The sequence below is a fragment of the uncultured Shewanella sp. genome (genome assembly GCF_947495455.1).
GTDB lineage: Bacteria > Pseudomonadota > Gammaproteobacteria > Enterobacterales > Shewanellaceae > Shewanella.
Genome location: NZ_CANLZC010000048.1, coordinates 1 through 19,572 on the forward strand (window position 1 = coordinate 1; position 19,572 = coordinate 19,572).

Consider the following 19,572-nt stretch of genomic DNA (forward strand, 5'->3'; position numbering starts at 1 on the left):
ATCTAATACACCGGATTATTTGCTCCCAGCATACCAAAATGTGACATCTCTAAATTGGGGAAATGTGACATTACTATATTGGATCTACATTAGTCCTTTGATGGCTTATAAAATAACCAAGATATTCGTGATTATTTGCCAGTAAACAATTGAAAATAAATCTAATGTTGAACTCAGCAGTTTCAAGTTAGAGAGTGGTTATCCTATTAATATTAGTTGGGTAGCCAAAGAGGGAGTAAAACCAAGAGTGGATATGTTTTATTTTAACGTGGTGAACATATTTGTTAATTAACGAATGGCGACTTTAGTCGAGTTGGTTAAACTGATTTAAAAACAGTTTATTAAGTATGAATGGTAAGTGTTATGTTGGCTCACAATATAAGAAAACATCTTTCAAAAGGAGATGATGAATAACGAATTAAATGCCACTTAGATTTTCAAAATCCCCAAAGTACTTAACCAAAGCAGTTGAGAGACTTGCTGTGCCATGCTCCTGAATCTATAGGGCAGATGGTGAAGCTTGATGCATTGATCCAAAAAATAATGTGTGGCGAGTGGATAGGTTCCAGCAAAGTATATTGCGATACTTTGGCATGGAAAAAACGACATGATAGAAAACGACATGATAGAAAACGAACAAATCGCTATAACGATTAATGCATAAAATGTATTTTCTGACATCATTGTCTTTTTTTAGAAGCCATAGACAGGTAAAACTGAAATACTTCGCTTTTTATTACAGTTAGAAAGTCACTAGGGGCTAATAATGTTGTCAGCAGTAATGAGTAAGCAAGTTGATTTTGATGACTTTGATGATTTTGCATCAGATTTAGAATTAGACACTTCAAGCAATAGGATCCAAGATACCAAAGGTTTTACTGATGGTATTATTGAGCAGCAAGATTTAGCGGCTGAATTTGAAAATCAAGCGAAAAAAAGCAGTATTGATGCGATTGAATATGTGGCAGCCAATTGTAATCCCAATCAAAATATTGGCATGGTCAAAAATGCGTTGAATTTCTTAATGGATTGGCAAGCGGCGTTAAATCGAAATTGTGTTTATTGTAGTAAAGCGGTTGAATTGAATTTGAATTCGCTGGTTAAAAACGATTTTGACACTTTTTTTGTTGTGAAGGAAACCAGTGAAGGGGCGTTAAGTCAAGACGTTAAGAATAAGCAGTCCTTTGGTGTGGCAAAAGAGGATGTGATGTCTACTGTATTATCGGACAAGGTGCAAGCGGGTAGCAGAGCCATTATTTATGTTCCGGTAAAAGATCAAGATTTTTCCCATGCGATGAATTTTATTCATCATGAAAAAGGCAGTATAGTGATAGATGGTCAGTTTGGTAAAGTGTACCATCTCAATGATGAAGCAGATAAAAAGCAATTTGATGAAAAGTATGGGACTTCAACGGATAAAGAAAGGCCTTGTACTTTATATGTAACGGGGGATGCGCCGGTTTTTGATGCTGTGAATATCGATGATGAATGGCAAGTTGTTGCACCGATCAACAATATGATATAAATGCCTGTTTTTTATTGATTGTTTTTTGTAAAAGGTTGCAAGCTTTTGCAACCTTTTACAAGAGCTAGGGGATTATGGTGATTGAACGTCCCGCCACCAAGGGTGAGTTTGGGGTAAATCATTGACTGTTAATACTTGCCCCATAATGGGAGTGAGTATAGGGATGTCCGCTTTTTCTGCAAGCGTGGTGATACGCTCAAAGGGTTCATACCAAGGGTGAAAGGCAAGATTAAAGGTGCCATTATGTATTGGCAGTAACGCGGCACCTTTGAGATCAATATGGGCCTGCAAGCTTTGTTCCGGTGTCATGTGATTATTGGGCCATTGTTGATCATAAGCGCCGACTTCAATTAATGTCATATCAAAGGGGCCGTAATGGTCACCTATGCGCTTAAAACCATCGAAATAACCGGAATCACCACTAAAAAAAAGCCTTGTTTTGGGTGAGGAGATCACATAAGAGGCCCACAATGACTTATTTTTATCAAATAAGCCTCGTCCTGAAAAATGTTGTGCTGGGGTCGCAGTGATCTCTAAACCATTTAGCTTAACCGATTGCCACCAATCTAAGGTCACTATTTTTTGACGAGGAACTTGCCACTGGCTTAATGTTTGATTAACTCCAATGGGGACAACAAACAGGGGAGTTTTATGGATTAATGCTTTAATACTGGCTTTATCTAAATGATCGTAATGGTTATGTGAAATGAGTATTCCATCCAGTGGAGGAAGCAGATCTAGTGTGATAGGTGGTTGATGAAAGCGTTTGGGGCCGATAAAGCTCAAAGGGGATGCTCTGTCGCTAAATACAGGATCAATTAGCCATTTTTGACCATTGAGTTGTATGAAAATACTAGAATGGCCTAAGCGTATCACAGTATCAGTCTGTAATTGGTTAAGCTGGTTTGTGCTGAGTGAATGGATGGGAATAGGATGAGTTGGAGTGCTATGTTTTTTACTTTGAGTGACAAAACGAAATAACACGGAATAAATAGATGCACTTTTAGCGAGGGTTTTATCTGTATTGCTAAAGCTTCCATCGAGATTATGATGTGTGTTTTCATAAAAAACAGTTTGCGTGATGGCCTGAGTCTCAGTACTGAGTGTTTTTGTGTTGGAAGCGTGTGGCATAAGCTGATTTGTCCCTTTGCTCAACAGAAAATGGCTATAGGCGATAGTGGCGAGAGTGATGACAGCGATAATAGTGGCAATATAAATGAAAATTTTTAATATCATACTCTTAATATCATACTCTTAATATCATACTAATTAGTGTGCTGCCATTGATCTGATGCCTGTGCAGTCTTACTTAAGTTCTGTTTATTCTTTGAGTATAGTAAAAATGTTGAAGTACCCAAGACATCTAAAGTGATTGACTAAAAATAATGTCTTATTATTTTGTCATACTTTGGTAGCATTGGTTTAATGACTTTAAAACAGTACCTTAGATAATTAGATAAGGTTATTATGTGTCTTCTTGAGTCATGCCAACTTTTGTTCAGAACTTTTTATTCAGAGCTTTTTATTCAGAGCGAGAAAGTTAATCTGGTTGGCATGTTAGTAAAAAAAAGCGCGAGTTTAAGGGAATAAATCAATCATGTTTATGGCGTCTATCATGACACGCTGTCCTCATTGTCAGAATATCGCTAACCCATTTCGTTTTATGCTGATGACGAAATGGAGGCCTTATTTATGCGCAAAATGTGGCAAGCAGTCTGCATTTTCAATGAAAGCCAATAAGATCATATCGCTCTTGAGTGTTATCGCTGGTATGGCTGCGGGCTTAGGTTATTTCGAATTTATCTCCTTTTTGGGGCAAGATGAGCAAGCTTGGTATATTGAACTTGCCACATTCATATTGGTATTTGTCGCCATAATGACACTGGTAAAAGGGCTTTTTCTCAAGTTACGCCCCATATAACAGAGTAGCTAAATTTATATTGATGACTCTATTATTAAATTTATATACATAAAAACGGAGAAAAGTATAATCACTTCACATTGTGTTGTATTAAGAGTGTATTGCTATGTCGCCTAATCCGTTAGATATGATGACGTTTCTTGAAGTCGCCGAGGCACAAAGTTTTACTGCTGCGGCTGAAAAGCTAGGACGGACGACCTCGGCAGTCAGTCAAGCTGTAAACCGATTGGAGAAAGATCTTAATTGTCGCTTGTTTTATCGAACGACTCGCTCTTTGTCATTAACGGATGCAGGCGTGCATGCCATTTCGTATTGTCGTCAAATGCAAGATGTTTATCAGTCAGCAAAAACTAAGCTGCAAAATATTGAAAGTGAGCCTTCTGGATTATTTTCTATCACAGCTCCACATATTTTGAGTCGATCGCTCATTGTACCGACGTTAACACGCTATTGTGACATTTATCCCGATTTATCAATAAAATTGGTAACGGATGATAATCCCATCGACATTGTAGAAAAGCAGATTGATCTTTCAATCAGAATAGGAGAACCCAGTAGCGCCTCTGCTCGAATGACCAAAGTGGGCGTGTTGACAAAAGGCTTATATGCCAGCAGGGATTATGTTACTGGCAAAGGTGGCATACCAATATCATTTTCTCAGCTTGAAAATTGGGATCATATTGCCAGTGGCTGGCAAGGTTCTCCGATTATTTATACTGGGCCCGGTAAAGACAGGATAAAAATCACGCCAAGATACACTTGTAATACAGTATATGACGTTTTAAGTTTTACCGTATCCGGTGCTGGTGTCGGTTTGCTGCCTGATGTGGCAGCCAGAGAGCATCTTCATCAAGGCGCTTTACATAAATTATGTGATTTATTTCCTGTGCCTGTTTATGCGGTTCATCAATATGAACGAAGAGCACCTTTAAAAGTCAAAAACTTTGTTTCGATGCTCAAAGCCGAATTTAAAACTAGGCTTGATTAATGATCACTACTAAGAAAGTTTATGATTGCATTGTTAGAACCCGCTAAATACCTCATCATACGGTAATGGTTTGTTTGAGGCAGTATAAGCAGATGATTCTCTTTTCCATCATCAGCTAACTGCTTTGAGTAACATGATGATTGGCGAATAAACTCTGCCGTTTCATCTTTTCCAACGCAGATCAGAATACGGCTGCTGAGTATTAAATGAGCGTAGATGGGGCTGAGCGTCTTGACATCCTCATTCGATATTTGCAAATCTGTGTTTAAATAAGAATACTTCATAGGCCCCAAATCATATAAGCCACTTAGCAATAACGTTTTCTCAATAGAAAAAGAGTGGTGATTGAATCTATCTTGTTCAAGAATTTTGCACGCAAGAAATGCCCCGACAGAATGGCCACATAAAGTGATTTGATTAATGTTGCCATTCCATTGACTGATATTGGTCAAGATCCAAGAAAACGCCTTGAAGACTTGTTGTATGATTTCCAAGATGGTGACTTTAGGGGCGAGATCATAATTTAGCAGTACTGTCGTGTAGCCTTTTTTGACTAAATTGGCGGCGATAAAGCGATAGTCTTTTTTATCGAGTGCTTTAAAATAGCCACCATGTATGAAGACAAAAACAGGGGCGTTGGCAGACGGTGCAGCAAAAATATCCAATTTTTGCCCTCTTGTGTTTCCGTAAGGAACATCAAGATCGCATTGCAGGTGCTTGCATGTGATATAGCTCTGTAAGCGATTAATGGCTAAATAATAAGGGCGAGAGCGATAAATTTTCTTTAGATCAAATTGCTCATCATAATTTTGCTTCATGTGAATGTCTTCTTTTATCGTTCTTCTTTTATAGTCGCTTCAAAATATACTGGAATAACTCATCATTGGTATCGATTAAAGACTCTATCATGCTGACATGATCTTTGCCGTCCAGAACTTTCATTCGACATTGTTCATTTTGCTTAATGAGTCGTTGTTGGTATTCCTTGGTTTGTCGAAAAAATTCGGCGGTATCATATTCCGGTAGCACTAAATAGAGGGGAGGAAGATCCCTATCATCAGATGCTTTTGAATGCAGCAAGGGGCTGACCGATTGCGCTTGTTCTTGAGTCATGCCTATTTCATCATTGATGTAACTATTCACTAATTCCGTTAAATCAAACAGCCCTGCAAGAGAAAATGCGCTAGAGAGTAAATTAACCACTGCTTTAGAAACACCATATTGGCTTTGCCAATCAATATTTCGCAGTAAGCTGACGAGTTGCCCGCCTGCGGAGTGGCCTACTAGGACGATTTTTTTCGCCCCCTTTTTTTCTGCTTCTTTAAATATTTCAAGCATGGCATATTCAAGCTGTTTGGCTATGGATCCCATAGGATCGTCATTAGTCCAATTTTGTGCCAAAGTGTAGGCTGGAATATACACGGCAGCACCAGCATGATTAAAGGGCTTGGCAATGTACGAGAACATGTCTTTTGAAAACCACTGCCACCAGCCACCATGAATATAAACAATGATGGTGGCGTTATTGGGAATGTGATTGGGCCTGAAAACGTCAATATTTTCTTTCATTCCACGATAGGAATAGGGGATAGAATATAACTCATTATCCTTTAGGCTTTCCTTGTATGCTTTGCTGTGACTTTCGCAAAATGTGATATGAGCGGGAATACATTCATTCGGTGTGATACGAGGTGTCCAAAGGGTGGGGTTAAGTTGATAGTCGAGCATTGCTTGCTTATGTTCAATCATGATTTATTCTCCTAGTGCATTATTTTTAGATGGCACATTCAGGTCAGGCCAACTCAAAGTGTTGAGCTATTTTATGATGAGGCACTAGAGTGAAAAACCCATTTTGTTTAAAATAATTATTAAGATATACTTAATAATGTTGGTCATTCATTTCAGTCTATTGATTGGCATAATAAAGTAGTGGGTATACTTTTTTGAGGCTCAAAAAGTCAAACTCTGAAAGCGTGAATGAATTCGTTGCTACTGCTTATCGCTAATCATTTTACGAGGCAGATGAGCTTTAAAGAATAAAATGGTATTTTAATCAGAACTATCTTACATAAATCACCTAGGCTCTCGACATAATCAGCTACACTTAAAACAGAATAAAACCACTTTATAAAGACTGTTATTTCATGAAAAAATACTTGTTTTTTATGTTATGCATGACTAGCTTTTATTCAACAGGAAAACCATGTGATATGCCTAAGACATTAGATGGCTTACAGTTTTTATTTTCTTTTAGTGAGGAGTTTGGTCATTTCGATCCCGATCCAATGGATCTCATTAGAACTAATTTCAAAAAGCATACCTTTGAAATAGAAAGTATTAAAAATGATTACCAATTTATAGGGGAATATTATTATATTCACTTAGGGAAAGGTCTGGCTAAGCTAACGGCAAGACAAATACTCGGTAATGAAATCATCCGTTACAGCATTGCTTTTTCATGTAATAGCAATGGCTCAGGTTTTTATATTTATAGTCAGATGATTGGTCCTAGGCCTCCTAATATTAAACAAAATATAGGCAGTTATGTGATCCTGAATCTTTAAAAAATAAGGGTTAATGAAAATCAATAAACTATACTCAAATCAACACATTTGTTCATAGATGTATTCATTATAGGGTTATTAAGTGATAACGATGATAAATAAAACCCCCTTTACTGTAATCGGTATACTGTTATGAAGAAATTAGTATTTATATTTTTTTTGTACCTGATTAAACTCGATTTCAGTTACGCAAGTGACTGTCAATTGCCGAAAAAATTGGATGATCTTGTGATGTTACTGCGTGTAGACGGTATTTACACACCAACTAACCCTTTAGCTGATACCGTGCATCAATATAAATTCCATTCTGATAACAACACCTTTATGGTCACTATTCTTAACACTAAAGAAGTTTTTTCAGGTGTTTATGAATATGAATACTTTGATCCCCAACTTACTCGCATTAATTTTACTTATGGTAAGGCACAAACACTCACCATATATTCCATCAGCCTTGTTTGTGAAACCCAACGGGTTGGATATTTTATTTTTAGCCAATCACAAGGTGCGATAAAACCTAATGTCAGGCAGAATACTGGAGTTTATGTGATTGAATAATCACAATGGATAACACGGATGAAAAAATATAACGCTATATATTGGCTCTTTTTAAGTCATACATTATTGACATTGCCTGCTTATGCCGGTATTCAACACTGTGATTTTCCTGATAATTTAACTAATATACGCATTATATTGCAAATTAATAGTATGCATAATTCCACAACGGCTGAAACCAGTTATTTAAGATCACTGACTTTTACTGAAACACATATTCAAGATATGAATATGACAACAGGTAAAACCAATCAGGGAACTTATCAATATGTTAAGCTGGCTAAAGGCATAGGTTTAATTTCTGTCATATTAACTCAGGGGCCAGAGCAAGCTATTTATAAAGACTTATTCGTTTGTAAAACAAGTTTGGAAGGTAAATTTATTTTTAGTCAACGCAAAGGCACTATCAAACCTGATTTAAGACAGGATATTGGCTCTTATGTTATACAGTCTCCTTTTCCAGAGGAATAGTTTAAAATGACAATATTCATCAAAAATAGGCCATTCTTTTTTAGTCACATTTTAGTTTTTTTAGGCTCTTTTATGACTTTTTATTCAGCTGCACAAGATTGTACAGTACCGAATACACTAATCAACTCACGAATTTTATTAGAAATTGATGGTCAATATACACTCTTAAATCCACACGCAGGACATTTACAAGTATTTAGCTTTACCCGCTCAACACTCAGCGTTACCATACTAGAAACAGCAGAGACATATTCTGGACCCTATCAATATCAGGTTCTTTCACCTGAAGTAGGGCTCATTAGTAGCACAATAAAACAAAAAGAAACGGTATTTTCAGATTTCAATCTAGTGTTTATATGTTTGGAAGATGGTTTAGGTCACTATATTTACAGTCAGGATAAAGGAGTGACTAAACCTGATATTAGACAAAATACAGGTAATTTCTTTATTTTTTCTAATGAATGATAAGAGGGTGAGTCCTTGTTTTAGGTACTCGTTTTAGTGAAGTGAGTTTAATACGCTATTTCTGCTTTTGATATAGCTGATAATTGTTAGTGATATATCTGCTAAGGTACGGTTTATGACATTTCTTCATTATTCAGTTTTTTATCTTCCCATTATTTTATGTCTTTAAATACCAGTCAGTTACTTTTGTGTATGCAGCCTAGAATATAAAATACATCATTCGATGTGAAGTTGCTCTTTAACTGAGCTCAAACTGAACTAAAGCTGACCAAAATTTAAATAATAGGTTGATTATAAAAATCTTTTTTATGTAAATTTTTAGCACACAACTTTGAAAATTTAAAACTTTTGTTACTATAAGGCGCATTTTGATTAACAGTAGTGGGATGGCCGTATGCGTTATGGGTTGGTGGGGTTATTTTGTTTGAGTATGATCGCTGGCTGTAATAGTGATGAAGGAGCGAGTGGTAATCAAATCTCTAATGAAGTTGATGATAATAGTGGAAATAATGGAGGCGCCGATGCTTACGTCGGCGAAGACAGTGGCGCAGATGTCAACTATAACCAAATGAGCTGCACTGATGATCTGAAAACCGTGTTGGCTTTGATTAACGAAAAACGTAAACAGGCACAAATGTGTGGCAATGAACTTTATGGTCCAGTGGATGAATTAACTTGGAGTGGGTTATTAACATCTGCTGCTCAATCGCACTCAAATAATATGGCCAATTATGACTTTTTCAGCCATACGGGACTTGATGGAAGCACCATTGGGACTCGAGTGACAGATCAAGGCTACACTTGGTCTTATGTGGCAGAAAATATTGCTGCAGGCCAGAGCACGGTAGAGTCTGTTGTGAATGGGTGGATGGCCAGTGCTGGGCATTGCAAGAATATTATGAGTGAAAATGTGACGGAAATGGGTTTAGCCTGTAGTGCCAATAGCGATGCGAGTTACCATTATTATTGGACACAAGTTTTTGCTAAAGCGCGTTAATGATGAATTGTGTAAGCTGTTAAGATAAAAGAGAATGTATTTTGTATTTGGGCCGTTGGTTTTTTGCGTTAGTTAAAAGACAAGACTTTCTAATATTGACTGTGGTGATGTAGATTTGGAGAAGCTTACAGGAGGTGAGTGAATGAAAATAAGAATGTCCATAGTGCTCATTGTGACACATTTATTCGTGGGAGGTGTTGGTTTTTTAGTGGGAATTTATGCATTGCCTATTCTAACGGCGCCTACTGCTCCTGCTGCCGAAGAGCTTGCTGTTATTTCCGCTAACGCGCAATACAGGACTGAGTTTAAAAAAAACCTTAAGGGCAGTGATTTACTTCATTGGGGGGAAGGACAGGTTTTTCTTAGTCCATCATTTATTACCTTAAAGGGGACACTTGCTCCAGGGCCCAACTATATGCTTTATCTTTCACCTACATTTGTTGAAACGGAAGACGACTTTAATCGCTTGAAGGCCAGAATGATAAGTGTGGGGGATGTTCGAACCTTTAATAACTTTGTAGTGAAAGTACCACCTAATATTGACTTGTCTCAATATAATAGTCTTATTATTTGGTGTGAGGCGTTTGGCGAGTTTATTACCTCAGCAAAATACCGTTGATCATGTTTATGCTATAGCTGAATGCTTAAACTTCCACTTTGACTGAGGCAAATTAACAGCCATTGTAAATCTTGCTGTTCCAATAATAAATCGCTACCTACATTCTAATGTGGTTAAAATGCGAATAGATGAACATCTGCTTAACCTTGCTAACTTGCCATTTAAATGGCACTCATTTTTCTTTTGTCTTAGTCTTAATCTTAGTCCTTTGTCATCGATTTTTTATCTCGTTTTAGATCCCTTTATGACGGTGTCGAATTTCTTCAATAAATACTGATCCGCTAAGTTTATATTAAAGCATTAGGCAATCTTGAAGAAGGAAGCGTAACATGGGTCAAAGAATAAATTATTTTACGGCTGCGCCAAAAGCGATGGAAGTATTATTGGCACAGGAGGAATATCTTGGTCAAGCATTTAAAGATAAAGTGGCCCTTTGGGAACTGGTGAAGTTGAGAGTCTCTCAAATTAATCAATGTGCTTACTGTATTGAGATGCATAGCAAAGATGCACTGAGTCAAGGAGAAAGTGTAGAGCGACTTTATGGATTAACAGCTTGGCGAGAGATGCCGTTTTATTCTGATTTAGAGAAAAGTGCGTTAGGCTGGGCAGAGTTGATTATTTCAGACTCGCCTGTGAGCGATGGCCAATATCAAAATGCTTTGAGCGTATTGGGGGAACAAGGTTTAGTTGATTTGACTATTGCCGTGAATGCGATAAATAGTTGGAATCGTATTGGTAAGGTATTTATACCCGATGTGGGTGTTTATCAGCCCAGTTGATTCGAGCGAGCTAGTATTAGTGAATTCAACCCAGCATTAGCGCAATAATATCAAAAAATGGAGCATTTATCCCGTGAAACCGGAACTTGATTTTACACTTTTTAAACCTAAAGGGTGCTTGGCTGATGAAGTTCAAGCGCTATGGACAGCTAAGGCTTCATTAGACAATATTAAACCTGTTCATCGGTGGCTTAATTGCGATGCTTGTAGTGGCATTGTTTTTCATTTTAATGGTGAGATCAGGCTAAATAAGACTGTTTTCACGCCCGGTGTATTATTACTGCCTGTGAGTAAACAAGCGCAATGCATTGCTTTGTCACCTGGGGCTAAATTGATGGGAATACGCTTTCATCCAGCGGTGAGCTTTGCTCTATTGGGCGCTTTGTATCAGCAGCCGACCTATTTAACTTTTAATTGTGAAGATAGCATGATTGTTGATCTTTATGAGTTGTACGAGCGGCTGGCAAAAAGAGTGGGGCAATATGCGCAAATTGCGGCTTTGTACCGCTGGCTACTCAAAATCATTGAATCTAAACATGTGCTCCCCGATCCACTGAAACACGCGTTAAAGGCGATAGATAAGAATGTGGCACTGGGAATGCTGGCTCAATATGTCCCTCTGAGCCTAAGGCAAACTGAGCGGCAATTTCAAAAATGGATGAGTATGACGCCTAAGTATTATCAAAGAATATTAAGAGTGAACAAGACGATGCATTATCTTAAAAATACCTCTAGTGCATCACTTGCCCATGTGGCAATGGATCAGGGTTTTACCGATCAAGCGCATATGACGCGAGAGTTTACGCAAATTGCTAACGTGACACCAAGGGAATATTGCAAGCGAGCAAGGCTTGCAGGGTGACGTTTAAGTGAAATAACTGAAGAAGAGAATAATGAACCTAATAAAACGAATATTCATCATGATAGCCATGATGTTAGTCATAAAGGAGGTTATGGCAGAGGAAGTCATGATTAGTCAGGATTTGACCTTGTATTATGAGAAGACCGGAGGTGGCAATACCACTATTATTTTTATTCCTGGTTGGATGATGTCAACAGCGGTTTTTCAGCGTCAACTTGCCCACTTTAAAGGATCGACTCGGTACCAAGCACTGACTTACGATCCACGAGGTCAAGGAAAGTCATCTAAACCCGTTGAAGGTCATACTTATCAGCAACATGCGCGAGATTTAGCGCAGTTAATTGAAAAACTTGGCTTGAATAATATTATTTTGGCTGGGTGGTCATACGGTGTGACAGAGCAATTAGCCTATATAAACCAGTTTGGTGTTGAAAAACTTAAAGCCATGATCATGATAGATACAGGGCCTGCTATTGCAGGTCAATCATATGATGAATGGGTGTGGTATTTAAAAGATGATGCCGATGGTTATTCACGTTCATTTACGGAAGGGATCATTGAAAATAGGAAGCGTGTGATCAGAGAGTTTAGCCAATGGATGTTGGAAAGTCCCACAGCTGAAAACCTAGCTTGGCTATCGAATATCGCTCGGCAAACATCAAGTAGTGTCGCTGCGATCACCAATGCAACGGGTTTTTATCAAGATTACAGTGACGATCTTAAGGCTTTAGAGGGTAAAGTGCCGCTACTATATGTTGTGCGCAGTGAAAATAAAGCGGTCGCCAATCGATGGATCAAAGCTAACACGCCGTCTGCCACTGCTGTGTATATGGGGAAACATATGATGTTTTGGGAACGTTCTAAACGTTTTAATCGGGTGGTGGATGATTTTTTGTTTACTCTTGAACATTGACTTTTTTGACAAGGCTGATTTGATGATGTCTTTACAAGTGAGAGTCATTATCATCTAGAGCTTGTGATATTTTTCGGTGGTGGACAGTGGGGCACGGTTGATTGTTCTGTGTAGGTTATCAATAGCTGACTGAACCTTTTGTTTAAGCGTATTGTATCTTTACACGCTATAGTGTGATTGAGGAGACATGAGGACTACTTTATGCCATTTAGTCATAGTGAAAGAGCAAAAGTTGTTTTGTTATGCATTACTGGCGGGTTACTTGAGTTTTTTGATTTTGTTATTTTTGCATTATTAGCCACGCAAATTTCGCAAGTGTTTTTCCTTCTGAAAATAATATTACAGCATTATTGGCAACGTTTACAACGTTTGCAGTGGGTTATCTTGCTCGCCCTTTAGCTGGCATTGTGTTTGGCCATTTTGGTGATAAATATGGTCGAAAAATCACTTTTACTTATTCTATTTTAATCATGGCAATGAGTACTTTTGCCATTGGGCTATTGCCGAGTGATGAAAGTATTGGTGCCTTTGCTGCGGTTTTATTAATCCTGTTTCGAATTTTGCAAGGTTTATGTATCGGAGGGGAAATTCCCGGTGCAATTACCTATATCAGTGAGTTTTGGCCTCAATATAAGAGTTTTTCCAATAGTGTGGTGTTTTTCTTCTTACTGAATGGGACTGGTGTGGGGTTTGCCTTTATGGCACTCCTCACACATTATTCTACTAATGAACAGCTTATTGATTGGGGTTGGCGTTTGCCTTTCTTATTAGGAGGCGTGTTTGGTTTAATAGCGTATAAATTACGTCAACAGTTAGTTGAGTTACCTAGCTTTAGTGCATATTTGTCAGCAGAACATAAATTACCTATCTTTTTTGTTTTTAAAAAACAGATACGCGCTTTAACTTTTTCTTGTATTTTAACCGCTTTTGGTTCAATGCCTTTAGTGATGTTTTTTATTTTTTTGCCTTCGTACTTAACTAAAATAATCAAGCATGATATTGCTGACATCGATCTTAAAAATTCATTGGCCATTTTATTTGCGAGTTGTGTTTGTGTATTGATTGGTTTTGTTTCAGATCATTATCAAGTTAAACGGAAGAAGCTACTGTATGCTTATATTTTTTCAACGTTAATATTGGCCGTGCCTATTTTTTGGATTTATAACCATCATATGAATTGGTCTTTTATTGCTTTGTTTTTTAGTGCCATTATTTTAGCGTTAAATTGGGCCACGATACCTGGGATCCTCGCTTCGTTATTTTCATCTAAGGTACGTTATTCAGCCATTGGTTTTTCTTATAGTGTGGGAATTGGTATTGTCAGTGGGATCACCCCTGTGTTATTGGTGGCAGGCATGAATGTCACGCATAATACCATGCTTCCAGCCTATGTATTATGCATTGCGGCATTAAGTTGTCTGGCTGCCATGGTGTTACTCAAACCAGCCATTAATGATTAAAACCCCTTAGGGCTAATTGGGTGTTTGTTGTTTTTTTATTGTTGTGGGAGTGAGCCTTTCATTATGAAGGCTTCACGCTTTGTACTTATATGAACGGGGATGCATAAAGCATAATGAGAGGATGATATCCTCTCATTATTGAAAACGTCATGCTGTGACGTGAGCGGTTTTAAGGGGTGACTTCGATAAATTCTAGGCATTCAGGGCATTCAAACAGATCATGTTTAACTCTTTGTTCACAATCGTGAGCGGTACATTTCATGAAAACAGCCTTACTTTTTCGAATAAAGCATGAAGGGCAAGGAAAGCCACCCTCATGGTATAGAGCCTTATAATCATTAACCGTGTTTTTGTCGATTGAGATCCCTGAATTTTCCATCGATTCTTTTTCACTGTGTAAGTTTTCTTTAAATTCCTTATACATATTAGCTCCACGTAAATGGCACATTAACCCAGAAATAATAAGTATAGGTGAGGATGATAAGAATATAGCAGTTTCATATGAGTCAAATAGAGCGGCCTTTCAGCTGGTTAGGCTTTTTTACTCTTTTGTACATGCTTCTATTGGTCACATTTTTAATTAGCCGCCGTTCATATCGCTTACTTGCATTAACCCATACTCAGTAATACTACTGTTTTTATATACAGTTGTTTTATGCTTGTTAGTGTTGAATGACTTTTGTGCTTTTTTATTGAGTTCTAGCGGCTGAAAATTTTCACATTTAAGATATAAATGTTTATAAACAAGGTATTATCAATTTATCACTTTTGATCTTCACTCTTCACATTGTTTATTAGGTAATGTGTCTAGTAGGGAATGGGTAAGGTGTTATAGTGGTAAAAAGACGGGAACACATAAATACTGTTTATTTATACAGTGTGTTGCGCTGAACTTGATATTAAGCACTTTATATTCAACATGGGCTGACTTTACTCTTCTCTTTTCATAAAAATCAGCATATTTCCATTAATCCGCCTAAGCTTATGCTTAATATAACAATGACGTGTTAAGGAAAAACCATGCCTTTACTGGGGAGAGATACGATAAAGCAAGTGTTATTGCTAGGAGTGGGGATAGTGACTTTGTTGTTGTCAGCTTGTCATAAGCAAGAGACTAAGCCTGCGGCGCCGATTATTCGTCCTGTTAAATTATTTACGGTAAAAATGAGTGAGGCGGGAGCTATTCGCCACTTTCCTGGGCGTGTTGAAGCTTCACAGCAAGCGGAACTGGCTTTTAGGATCAGTGGCACGTTAACAGACATTGCCGTTAAAGAAGGCGATATTGTTGAAAAAAATCAAGTGTTAGCAAAGTTAGATGACACAGATTTCAAAATTAGCGTACAAGAGAAACAAGCGAGTTATGATAAAACGCGGCGTAATTTTCAGCGAGCAAAAGAACTGATTGTCTCGGGTTATATTTCTAAAATGGATTATGATCGCATGGAGGCTGACGCCAAAAAAGATAAAGCTGCACTTGCGAATGCAAAGCAGCAGTTAGATTATACTCAATTAAGAGCGCCTTTTTCTGGACAAATAGCGCGTCGATTTGTTGATAATTTCGAGGAAGTCGCGGCTAAGCAGGCGATTTTTGCTTTGCAAGGCGTGAATAGTCTTGATGTGGTTATTAATATTCCTGAATCGATTGTACGAAGTTTGAGGGCCAGCGAAGTCGAAGATAGAAAGCGATATATTGCCGTTTATGCAGAGTTTGATGGGCAAAAAGCGCATCGCTTTCCATTGCAGATCAAAGAAATTGCCACAAAAGCGGATCCTGATACGCAAACGTTTCAGGTGCGTTTTACTATGCCTTCTCCCAAGGCCTTCACAGTATTACCGGGAATGACGGTGAATGTGGTAATAGATTTTTCCAAATTTACTAAAGCCGATCCGGTGTTCTGGTTGCCAGTTTCAGCGGTTGTGGCCGATCCGGTATTAGGATCACGAGTGTGGGTCTTGGATCCTGATACTATGACGGTATCCCCTCAGTCAGTGACGATTGGCCGAATGCGGCACAATGAAATACAAGTGACACAAGGGTTAGTCGGCAATGAAGAGGTGGTTGCTGTTGGGGCAACGTATTTAGCTAAGGGAATGAAGGTCTCACGGATGGCGCAATCGGAGCAAGCTGTGCCTCGTCAAGAAAATAGGCCGCTTCAGACTGGCCAAGGAGAATAACGGATGAACATTGGCAAGTATTCAGTCAATAATAAAGTGATTTCTTGGTTGTTGATCTTAATATTGCTGGTGGGCGGCATGCTGGCTTTCAATAAAATGGGCCGATTAGAAGATCCTGAATTCACCATTAAGCTAGCAAAAGTCATCACCTTGTATCCCGGTGCGACGGCACAAGAAGTTCAAGATGAAGTGACTTATTACATTGAAGATGCCATTCAGAAATTGCCTCAAGTTAAGTGGATTAAAATGTCGGTGTCTCGCCCAGGGCTTTCAGACATTACGATAGAATTTAAAGATAAATTTAGGCAAAAAGATTTCCCTAATATTTTTGATGAACTGCGCCGTAAAATTGCTGATGTGACGCCGTCTTTGCCTGCAGGCGCTCATGCGCCAACGGTGATTGATGACTTTGGTGATGTTTATGGAGTGTACGGTATTTTAACGGGAGCAGGTTACTCATGGCGGGATCTCTTTGATACGGCGGATAATGTTAAAAAACACATGGTGCAAGTGCCAGGTGTGAGGAAAATAGTGATTGATGGTGAACAAAAAGAAGTGGTGTATGTGACCATTTCACGTTCACATTTAGCAGAGTTGGGTATTTCATTGCAACATATTGCCAGTATTTTAGCGTCACAAAATGAAGTGATCGATGCGGGCAGTATTCGTGTCGGGAATGATTACTTGCGGATCAGCCCCACGGGGACGTTTCAATCGGTGCAATCCATCGGTGATGTGCTGATCAGCGCTAAAAATAAAAAACTGCTCTATCTTAAAGATATCGCCAACATTACCCGTTCTTATAATGATGTGCCTAATAAACTTTACTATGTGAATGGAGAGCCGGGGTTAGCCATTGGCGTGTCTATGCTTCCGGGGGAAAATGTTGTTGAGGTGGGTAAACGGTTAAGTCAGCGTTTTGCGGAGCTACAATCTATTATTCCAATTGGAATGTCTTTTAAGCTTATTTATAACCAACCTCAGGAAGTGGATAAGTCGGTGAGCGGTTTTATTGTGAGTGTTGGGCAAGCAGTGGCGATTGTGATTGTGGTCTTGTTACTGTTTATGGGGTTAAGGGTGGGCTTGATTATTGGCAGTGTGTTATTGATCACCGTTGCAGGCACATTGTTTTTCATGAATTTATTTTCGATTGATTTACAACGTATTTCCTTAGGGGCATTAGTGATCGCCTTAGGGATGCTGGTGGATAATGCCATTGTGGTGGCCGAAGGCATGATGGTGCGAATGCAAAAAGGGCTTAGTGCGATTCAAGCAGCCTCGGAAACGGTGGGATCGACCATTTGGGCGCTTCTTGGAGGGACGGCCATTGGTATTCTTGCTTTTTCTGCCATTGGTTTATCCCCCGATTCGACAGGAGAGTTTGCGGGTTCCTTGTTTTATGTCATTTTCATTTCATTGTCTTTATCTTGGATAACCGCCATTAGCTCCACCCCTTTATTATGTGCCTTGTTAATGGAAAAAGGCGATGCCTCCGCCGCAGAAGTGGAGCCCTATAAGGGCATTTTTTTTGCAGGTTATCGAAAATTAGTCACCGCTGCGATTACTTATCGTTGGGTGACAGTGGGTGGTGTGGTGGTATTGTTTGTTGCTGCGGTCATCGGCTTTGGTTATGTCAAAAATGGTTTTTTCCCTGAGTCAAATACTCCCCTGTTTTTTATTGATGTCTGGGAACCTGAGGGGAGTGATATTCGACATACCCGTGATACCGCATTAACCATCAGTCGCTATTTAGATAATTTACCTGAAGTATTGCAAACGAGTACTGTGATTGGCGGCGCCCATCAACGTTTTACTTTAGTGTATGACTCAAAAGAACCTGCCTCGGCTTATGCTCAAATTATTGTTGAAACCCAGTCACGTGAAGTCATTCCACAAGTGTGGCAGCAAGTGCAAGACTTTATGAGAGAAAATACCTTATCTAATGATCCTATTATTAAAGCATTGCGTATTGGGCCGGGTCGTGATGGTAAGATTGAAGCGCGATTTAGTGGCCCAGATGCGAGTGTGTTACGAGAACTCTCAGTACGAGCGCAAGCCATTATGCGCAGTGATAATGATGCTAAAGATATTCGAGATGATTGGCGCAATCCAGTCAAAGTGATTACTCCGGTATTTAATGAACAAGTGGGCAGGCAGCTTGGGATCACCCGTGAAGAATTAGCCTTGGCCTTACAATATTCTGGTGAAGGGAATACTGTGGGTCAATACCGTGATAATAATCGCTCGTTGCCGATAAAATTAAGGGCGATTGAGAATGAAAGGGGCGATGTGGCTAATTTACGTGATGTACAAGTGTGGAGTCCGGTATTGGGCAGAACGGTGCCCGCTTCTCAGGTGGTGAGTGAATATCAAACCCGTTGGGAAAATACGGTATTAAGGGGAAGAGATCGTATTCAAACGATTATTGCTTCTTGCAATCCAAAAGGGGAATTAACAGAGCCGTTGTTTGAACGTTTAAAAGCCAAAATAGAGGCTATGCCACTTCCTTCCGGTTATCATTTAGCGTGGGGAGGAGAGTATGAGGACTCACAAAAAGCGCAGGCTGGATTAGCGGGGGCTTTGCCTGTTGGCTTTTTACTCATGATATTAACCTCTATTTTATTGTTTGGACAATTGCGACAACCGCTTATTATTTGGTTAACCGTGCCTTTAGCGATTATTGGGATCACAGCAGGATTATTGATAACAGGTGGCGCTTTTGATTTTATGTCGATACTGGGGGCATTATCCTTAGTGGGGTTACTGATTAAAAATGCCATTGTCTTAATTGATGAAATGGATCAGCAAATTGATTCGGGAAAATCACCGTTTATTGCCATTATTGACTCATCAATGAGCCGGTTACGACCTGTGGTGCTTGCAGCGACGACCACGATTTTAGGGATGATACCACTGCTTCCTGACGTGTTTTTCGTCAATATGTCGATTACCATTATGGCTGGGCTCGGCTTTGCGACAGTGCTTACTATGTTGGTGGTGCCGACTCTCTATGCTATTTTTTTCAATATCAAAGTCACAAAGGATGTTAATGGATCTTGTTCTTAAAGGGGCGATAGTGATATTGCCAGCTTGTTTATTTCGATTTATGGGGTTTGTCTCATCACCTTGTGGAGAGCAATCTCTACTCATATAATGGGGTTACCACGGCTAGTGAAATTCGCGATATGTTTAGCATTGATGGTAGGCTAGCCATTTTATCTGTAGTGAATTAATACTCAAGATTGACTCATTAATACATGAACACCATTAGTATG

20 protein-coding genes are annotated in these 19,572 nt (G+C 38.9%); 16 read left to right on the forward strand and 4 right to left on the reverse strand.

Features of this window, described 5'->3' with window-relative positions; genetic code table 11:
• The first annotated feature begins 766 nt into the window (after nt 1-766).
• Nucleotides 767-1,525 (forward strand): hypothetical protein, encoded by a 759-nt coding sequence (locus tag Q0791_RS13395; RefSeq protein ID WP_299007146.1) that lies wholly within the window; start codon nt 767-769, stop codon nt 1,523-1,525.
• Nucleotides 1,526-1,597: 72 nt separating this feature from the next.
• On the opposite strand, the gene Q0791_RS13400 is transcribed toward Q0791_RS13395, so the two are convergent.
• Complete coding sequence (locus Q0791_RS13400; protein WP_299007149.1) at nt 1,598-2,761, reverse strand: MBL fold metallo-hydrolase; 1,164 nt, start codon at nt 2,759-2,761, stop codon at nt 1,598-1,600.
• A 379-nt stretch (nt 2,762-3,140) separates the two neighbouring features.
• Between Q0791_RS13400 and Q0791_RS13405 the strand changes: the two genes are divergently transcribed.
• Nucleotides 3,141-3,446: a SpoIIIAC/SpoIIIAD family protein gene (locus tag Q0791_RS13405; protein ID WP_299007152.1), complete on the forward strand. Its 306-nt coding sequence runs from the start codon at nt 3,141-3,143 to the stop codon at nt 3,444-3,446.
• 106 nt (nt 3,447-3,552) lie between these two features.
• Nucleotides 3,553-4,434: a LysR family transcriptional regulator gene (locus Q0791_RS13410; protein WP_299007154.1), complete on the forward strand. Its 882-nt coding sequence runs from the start codon at nt 3,553-3,555 to the stop codon at nt 4,432-4,434.
• On the opposite strand, the gene Q0791_RS13415 is transcribed toward Q0791_RS13410, so the two are convergent.
• Complete coding sequence (locus tag Q0791_RS13415; protein WP_299007156.1) at nt 4,431-5,252, reverse strand: alpha/beta hydrolase; 822 nt, start codon at nt 5,250-5,252, stop codon at nt 4,431-4,433. The genes Q0791_RS13410 and Q0791_RS13415 overlap by 4 nt on opposite strands.
• A 28-nt stretch (nt 5,253-5,280) precedes the next feature.
• Nucleotides 5,281-6,183, reverse strand: coding sequence for an alpha/beta hydrolase (locus Q0791_RS13420; RefSeq protein WP_299007159.1), 903 nt, complete (start codon nt 6,181-6,183; stop codon nt 5,281-5,283).
• Between the two features lie 461 nt (nt 6,184-6,644).
• Between Q0791_RS13420 and Q0791_RS13425 the strand changes: the two genes are divergently transcribed.
• The 11 genes from Q0791_RS13425 (at nt 6,645) to Q0791_RS13475 (ending at nt 14,122) form a co-directional block, all read left to right on the forward strand.
• The gene (locus Q0791_RS13425) at nt 6,645-6,998 is read left to right on the forward strand and encodes a hypothetical protein (protein ID WP_299007161.1); all 354 of its coding nucleotides are present in this window, start codon (nt 6,645-6,647) and stop codon (nt 6,996-6,998) included.
• Nucleotides 6,999-7,202: 204 nt separating this feature from the next.
• The gene (locus tag Q0791_RS13430) at nt 7,203-7,556 is read left to right on the forward strand and encodes a hypothetical protein (RefSeq protein ID WP_299007163.1); all 354 of its coding nucleotides are present in this window, start codon (nt 7,203-7,205) and stop codon (nt 7,554-7,556) included.
• A gap of 18 nt (nt 7,557-7,574) precedes the next feature.
• Nucleotides 7,575-8,027 (forward strand): hypothetical protein, encoded by a 453-nt coding sequence (locus tag Q0791_RS13435; protein WP_299007165.1) that lies wholly within the window; start codon nt 7,575-7,577, stop codon nt 8,025-8,027.
• Between the two features lie 6 nt (nt 8,028-8,033).
• Nucleotides 8,034-8,492, forward strand: a complete 459-nt coding sequence (locus Q0791_RS13440) for a hypothetical protein (protein ID WP_299007168.1) — start codon at nt 8,034-8,036, stop codon at nt 8,490-8,492.
• A gap of 394 nt (nt 8,493-8,886) precedes the next feature.
• Nucleotides 8,887-9,489 carry a CAP domain-containing protein gene (locus tag Q0791_RS13445; RefSeq protein WP_299007170.1) on the forward strand — a complete coding sequence of 201 codons (603 nt, stop codon included), beginning with the start codon at nt 8,887-8,889 and terminating at the stop codon, nt 9,487-9,489.
• A gap of 142 nt (nt 9,490-9,631) precedes the next feature.
• On the forward strand, nt 9,632-10,108 hold the full coding sequence (locus Q0791_RS13450) for a DM13 domain-containing protein (protein ID WP_299007172.1): 477 nt from the start codon (nt 9,632-9,634) through the stop codon (nt 10,106-10,108).
• 329 nt (nt 10,109-10,437) lie between these two features.
• Nucleotides 10,438-10,887 (forward strand): carboxymuconolactone decarboxylase family protein, encoded by a 450-nt coding sequence (locus tag Q0791_RS13455; RefSeq protein WP_299007175.1) that lies wholly within the window; start codon nt 10,438-10,440, stop codon nt 10,885-10,887.
• A 73-nt stretch (nt 10,888-10,960) separates the two neighbouring features.
• The gene (locus tag Q0791_RS13460) at nt 10,961-11,749 is read left to right on the forward strand and encodes a helix-turn-helix domain-containing protein (protein ID WP_299007177.1); all 789 of its coding nucleotides are present in this window, start codon (nt 10,961-10,963) and stop codon (nt 11,747-11,749) included.
• Between the two features lie 31 nt (nt 11,750-11,780).
• Entirely contained in the window at nt 11,781-12,662 is an 882-nt protein-coding gene (locus Q0791_RS13465) for an alpha/beta hydrolase (RefSeq protein ID WP_299007179.1), read from the forward strand.
• A 201-nt stretch (nt 12,663-12,863) separates the two neighbouring features.
• On the forward strand, nt 12,864-13,061 hold the full coding sequence (locus Q0791_RS13470) for a hypothetical protein (RefSeq protein WP_299007182.1): 198 nt from the start codon (nt 12,864-12,866) through the stop codon (nt 13,059-13,061).
• Nucleotides 13,013-14,122 carry an MFS transporter gene (locus tag Q0791_RS13475; protein WP_299007184.1) on the forward strand — a complete coding sequence of 370 codons (1,110 nt, stop codon included), beginning with the start codon at nt 13,013-13,015 and terminating at the stop codon, nt 14,120-14,122. The genes Q0791_RS13470 and Q0791_RS13475 overlap by 49 nt, the downstream gene beginning before the upstream one ends.
• A gap of 169 nt (nt 14,123-14,291) precedes the next feature.
• On the opposite strand, the gene Q0791_RS13480 is transcribed toward Q0791_RS13475, so the two are convergent.
• Entirely contained in the window at nt 14,292-14,546 is a 255-nt protein-coding gene (locus tag Q0791_RS13480; RefSeq protein WP_299007186.1) for a hypothetical protein, read from the reverse strand.
• Nucleotides 14,547-15,142: 596 nt separating this feature from the next.
• Between Q0791_RS13480 and Q0791_RS13485 the strand changes: the two genes are divergently transcribed.
• Together Q0791_RS13485 and Q0791_RS13490 are read left to right on the forward strand one after the other, a co-directional pair.
• Entirely contained in the window at nt 15,143-16,297 is a 1,155-nt protein-coding gene (locus Q0791_RS13485; RefSeq protein WP_299007189.1) for an efflux RND transporter periplasmic adaptor subunit, read from the forward strand.
• A gap of 3 nt (nt 16,298-16,300) precedes the next feature.
• Nucleotides 16,301-19,363: an efflux RND transporter permease subunit gene (locus tag Q0791_RS13490; RefSeq protein ID WP_299007191.1), complete on the forward strand. Its 3,063-nt coding sequence runs from the start codon at nt 16,301-16,303 to the stop codon at nt 19,361-19,363.
• Nucleotides 19,364-19,572: the final 209 nt, after the last annotated feature.

Bases quoted from the DNA above. Each gene is read 5' to 3' on its own strand.
- Q0791_RS13395 (WP_299007146.1), top strand. From the start codon at position 767: ATGTTGTCAGCAGTAATGAGTAAGCAAGTTGATTTTGATGACTTTGAT.
- Q0791_RS13400 (WP_299007149.1), bottom strand. From the start codon at position 2,761: ATGATATTAAAAATTTTCATTTATATTGCCACTATTATCGCTGTCATC.
- Q0791_RS13405 (WP_299007152.1), top strand. From the start codon at position 3,141: ATGACACGCTGTCCTCATTGTCAGAATATCGCTAACCCATTTCGTTTT.
- Q0791_RS13410 (WP_299007154.1), top strand. From the start codon at position 3,553: ATGTCGCCTAATCCGTTAGATATGATGACGTTTCTTGAAGTCGCCGAG.
- Q0791_RS13415 (WP_299007156.1), bottom strand. From the start codon at position 5,252: ATGAAGCAAAATTATGATGAGCAATTTGATCTAAAGAAAATTTATCGC.
- Q0791_RS13420 (WP_299007159.1), bottom strand. From the start codon at position 6,183: ATGATTGAACATAAGCAAGCAATGCTCGACTATCAACTTAACCCCACC.
- Q0791_RS13425 (WP_299007161.1), top strand. From the start codon at position 6,645: ATGCCTAAGACATTAGATGGCTTACAGTTTTTATTTTCTTTTAGTGAG.
- Q0791_RS13435 (WP_299007165.1), top strand. From the start codon at position 7,575: ATGAAAAAATATAACGCTATATATTGGCTCTTTTTAAGTCATACATTA.
- Q0791_RS13440 (WP_299007168.1), top strand. From the start codon at position 8,034: ATGACAATATTCATCAAAAATAGGCCATTCTTTTTTAGTCACATTTTA.
- Q0791_RS13445 (WP_299007170.1), top strand. From the start codon at position 8,887: ATGCGTTATGGGTTGGTGGGGTTATTTTGTTTGAGTATGATCGCTGGC.
- Q0791_RS13450 (WP_299007172.1), top strand. From the start codon at position 9,632: ATGAAAATAAGAATGTCCATAGTGCTCATTGTGACACATTTATTCGTG.
- Q0791_RS13455 (WP_299007175.1), top strand. From the start codon at position 10,438: ATGGGTCAAAGAATAAATTATTTTACGGCTGCGCCAAAAGCGATGGAA.
- Q0791_RS13465 (WP_299007179.1), top strand. From the start codon at position 11,781: ATGAACCTAATAAAACGAATATTCATCATGATAGCCATGATGTTAGTC.
- Q0791_RS13470 (WP_299007182.1), top strand. From the start codon at position 12,864: ATGCCATTTAGTCATAGTGAAAGAGCAAAAGTTGTTTTGTTATGCATT.
- Q0791_RS13480 (WP_299007186.1), bottom strand. From the start codon at position 14,546: ATGTATAAGGAATTTAAAGAAAACTTACACAGTGAAAAAGAATCGATG.
- Q0791_RS13485 (WP_299007189.1), top strand. From the start codon at position 15,143: ATGCCTTTACTGGGGAGAGATACGATAAAGCAAGTGTTATTGCTAGGA.
- Q0791_RS13490 (WP_299007191.1), top strand. From the start codon at position 16,301: ATGAACATTGGCAAGTATTCAGTCAATAATAAAGTGATTTCTTGGTTG.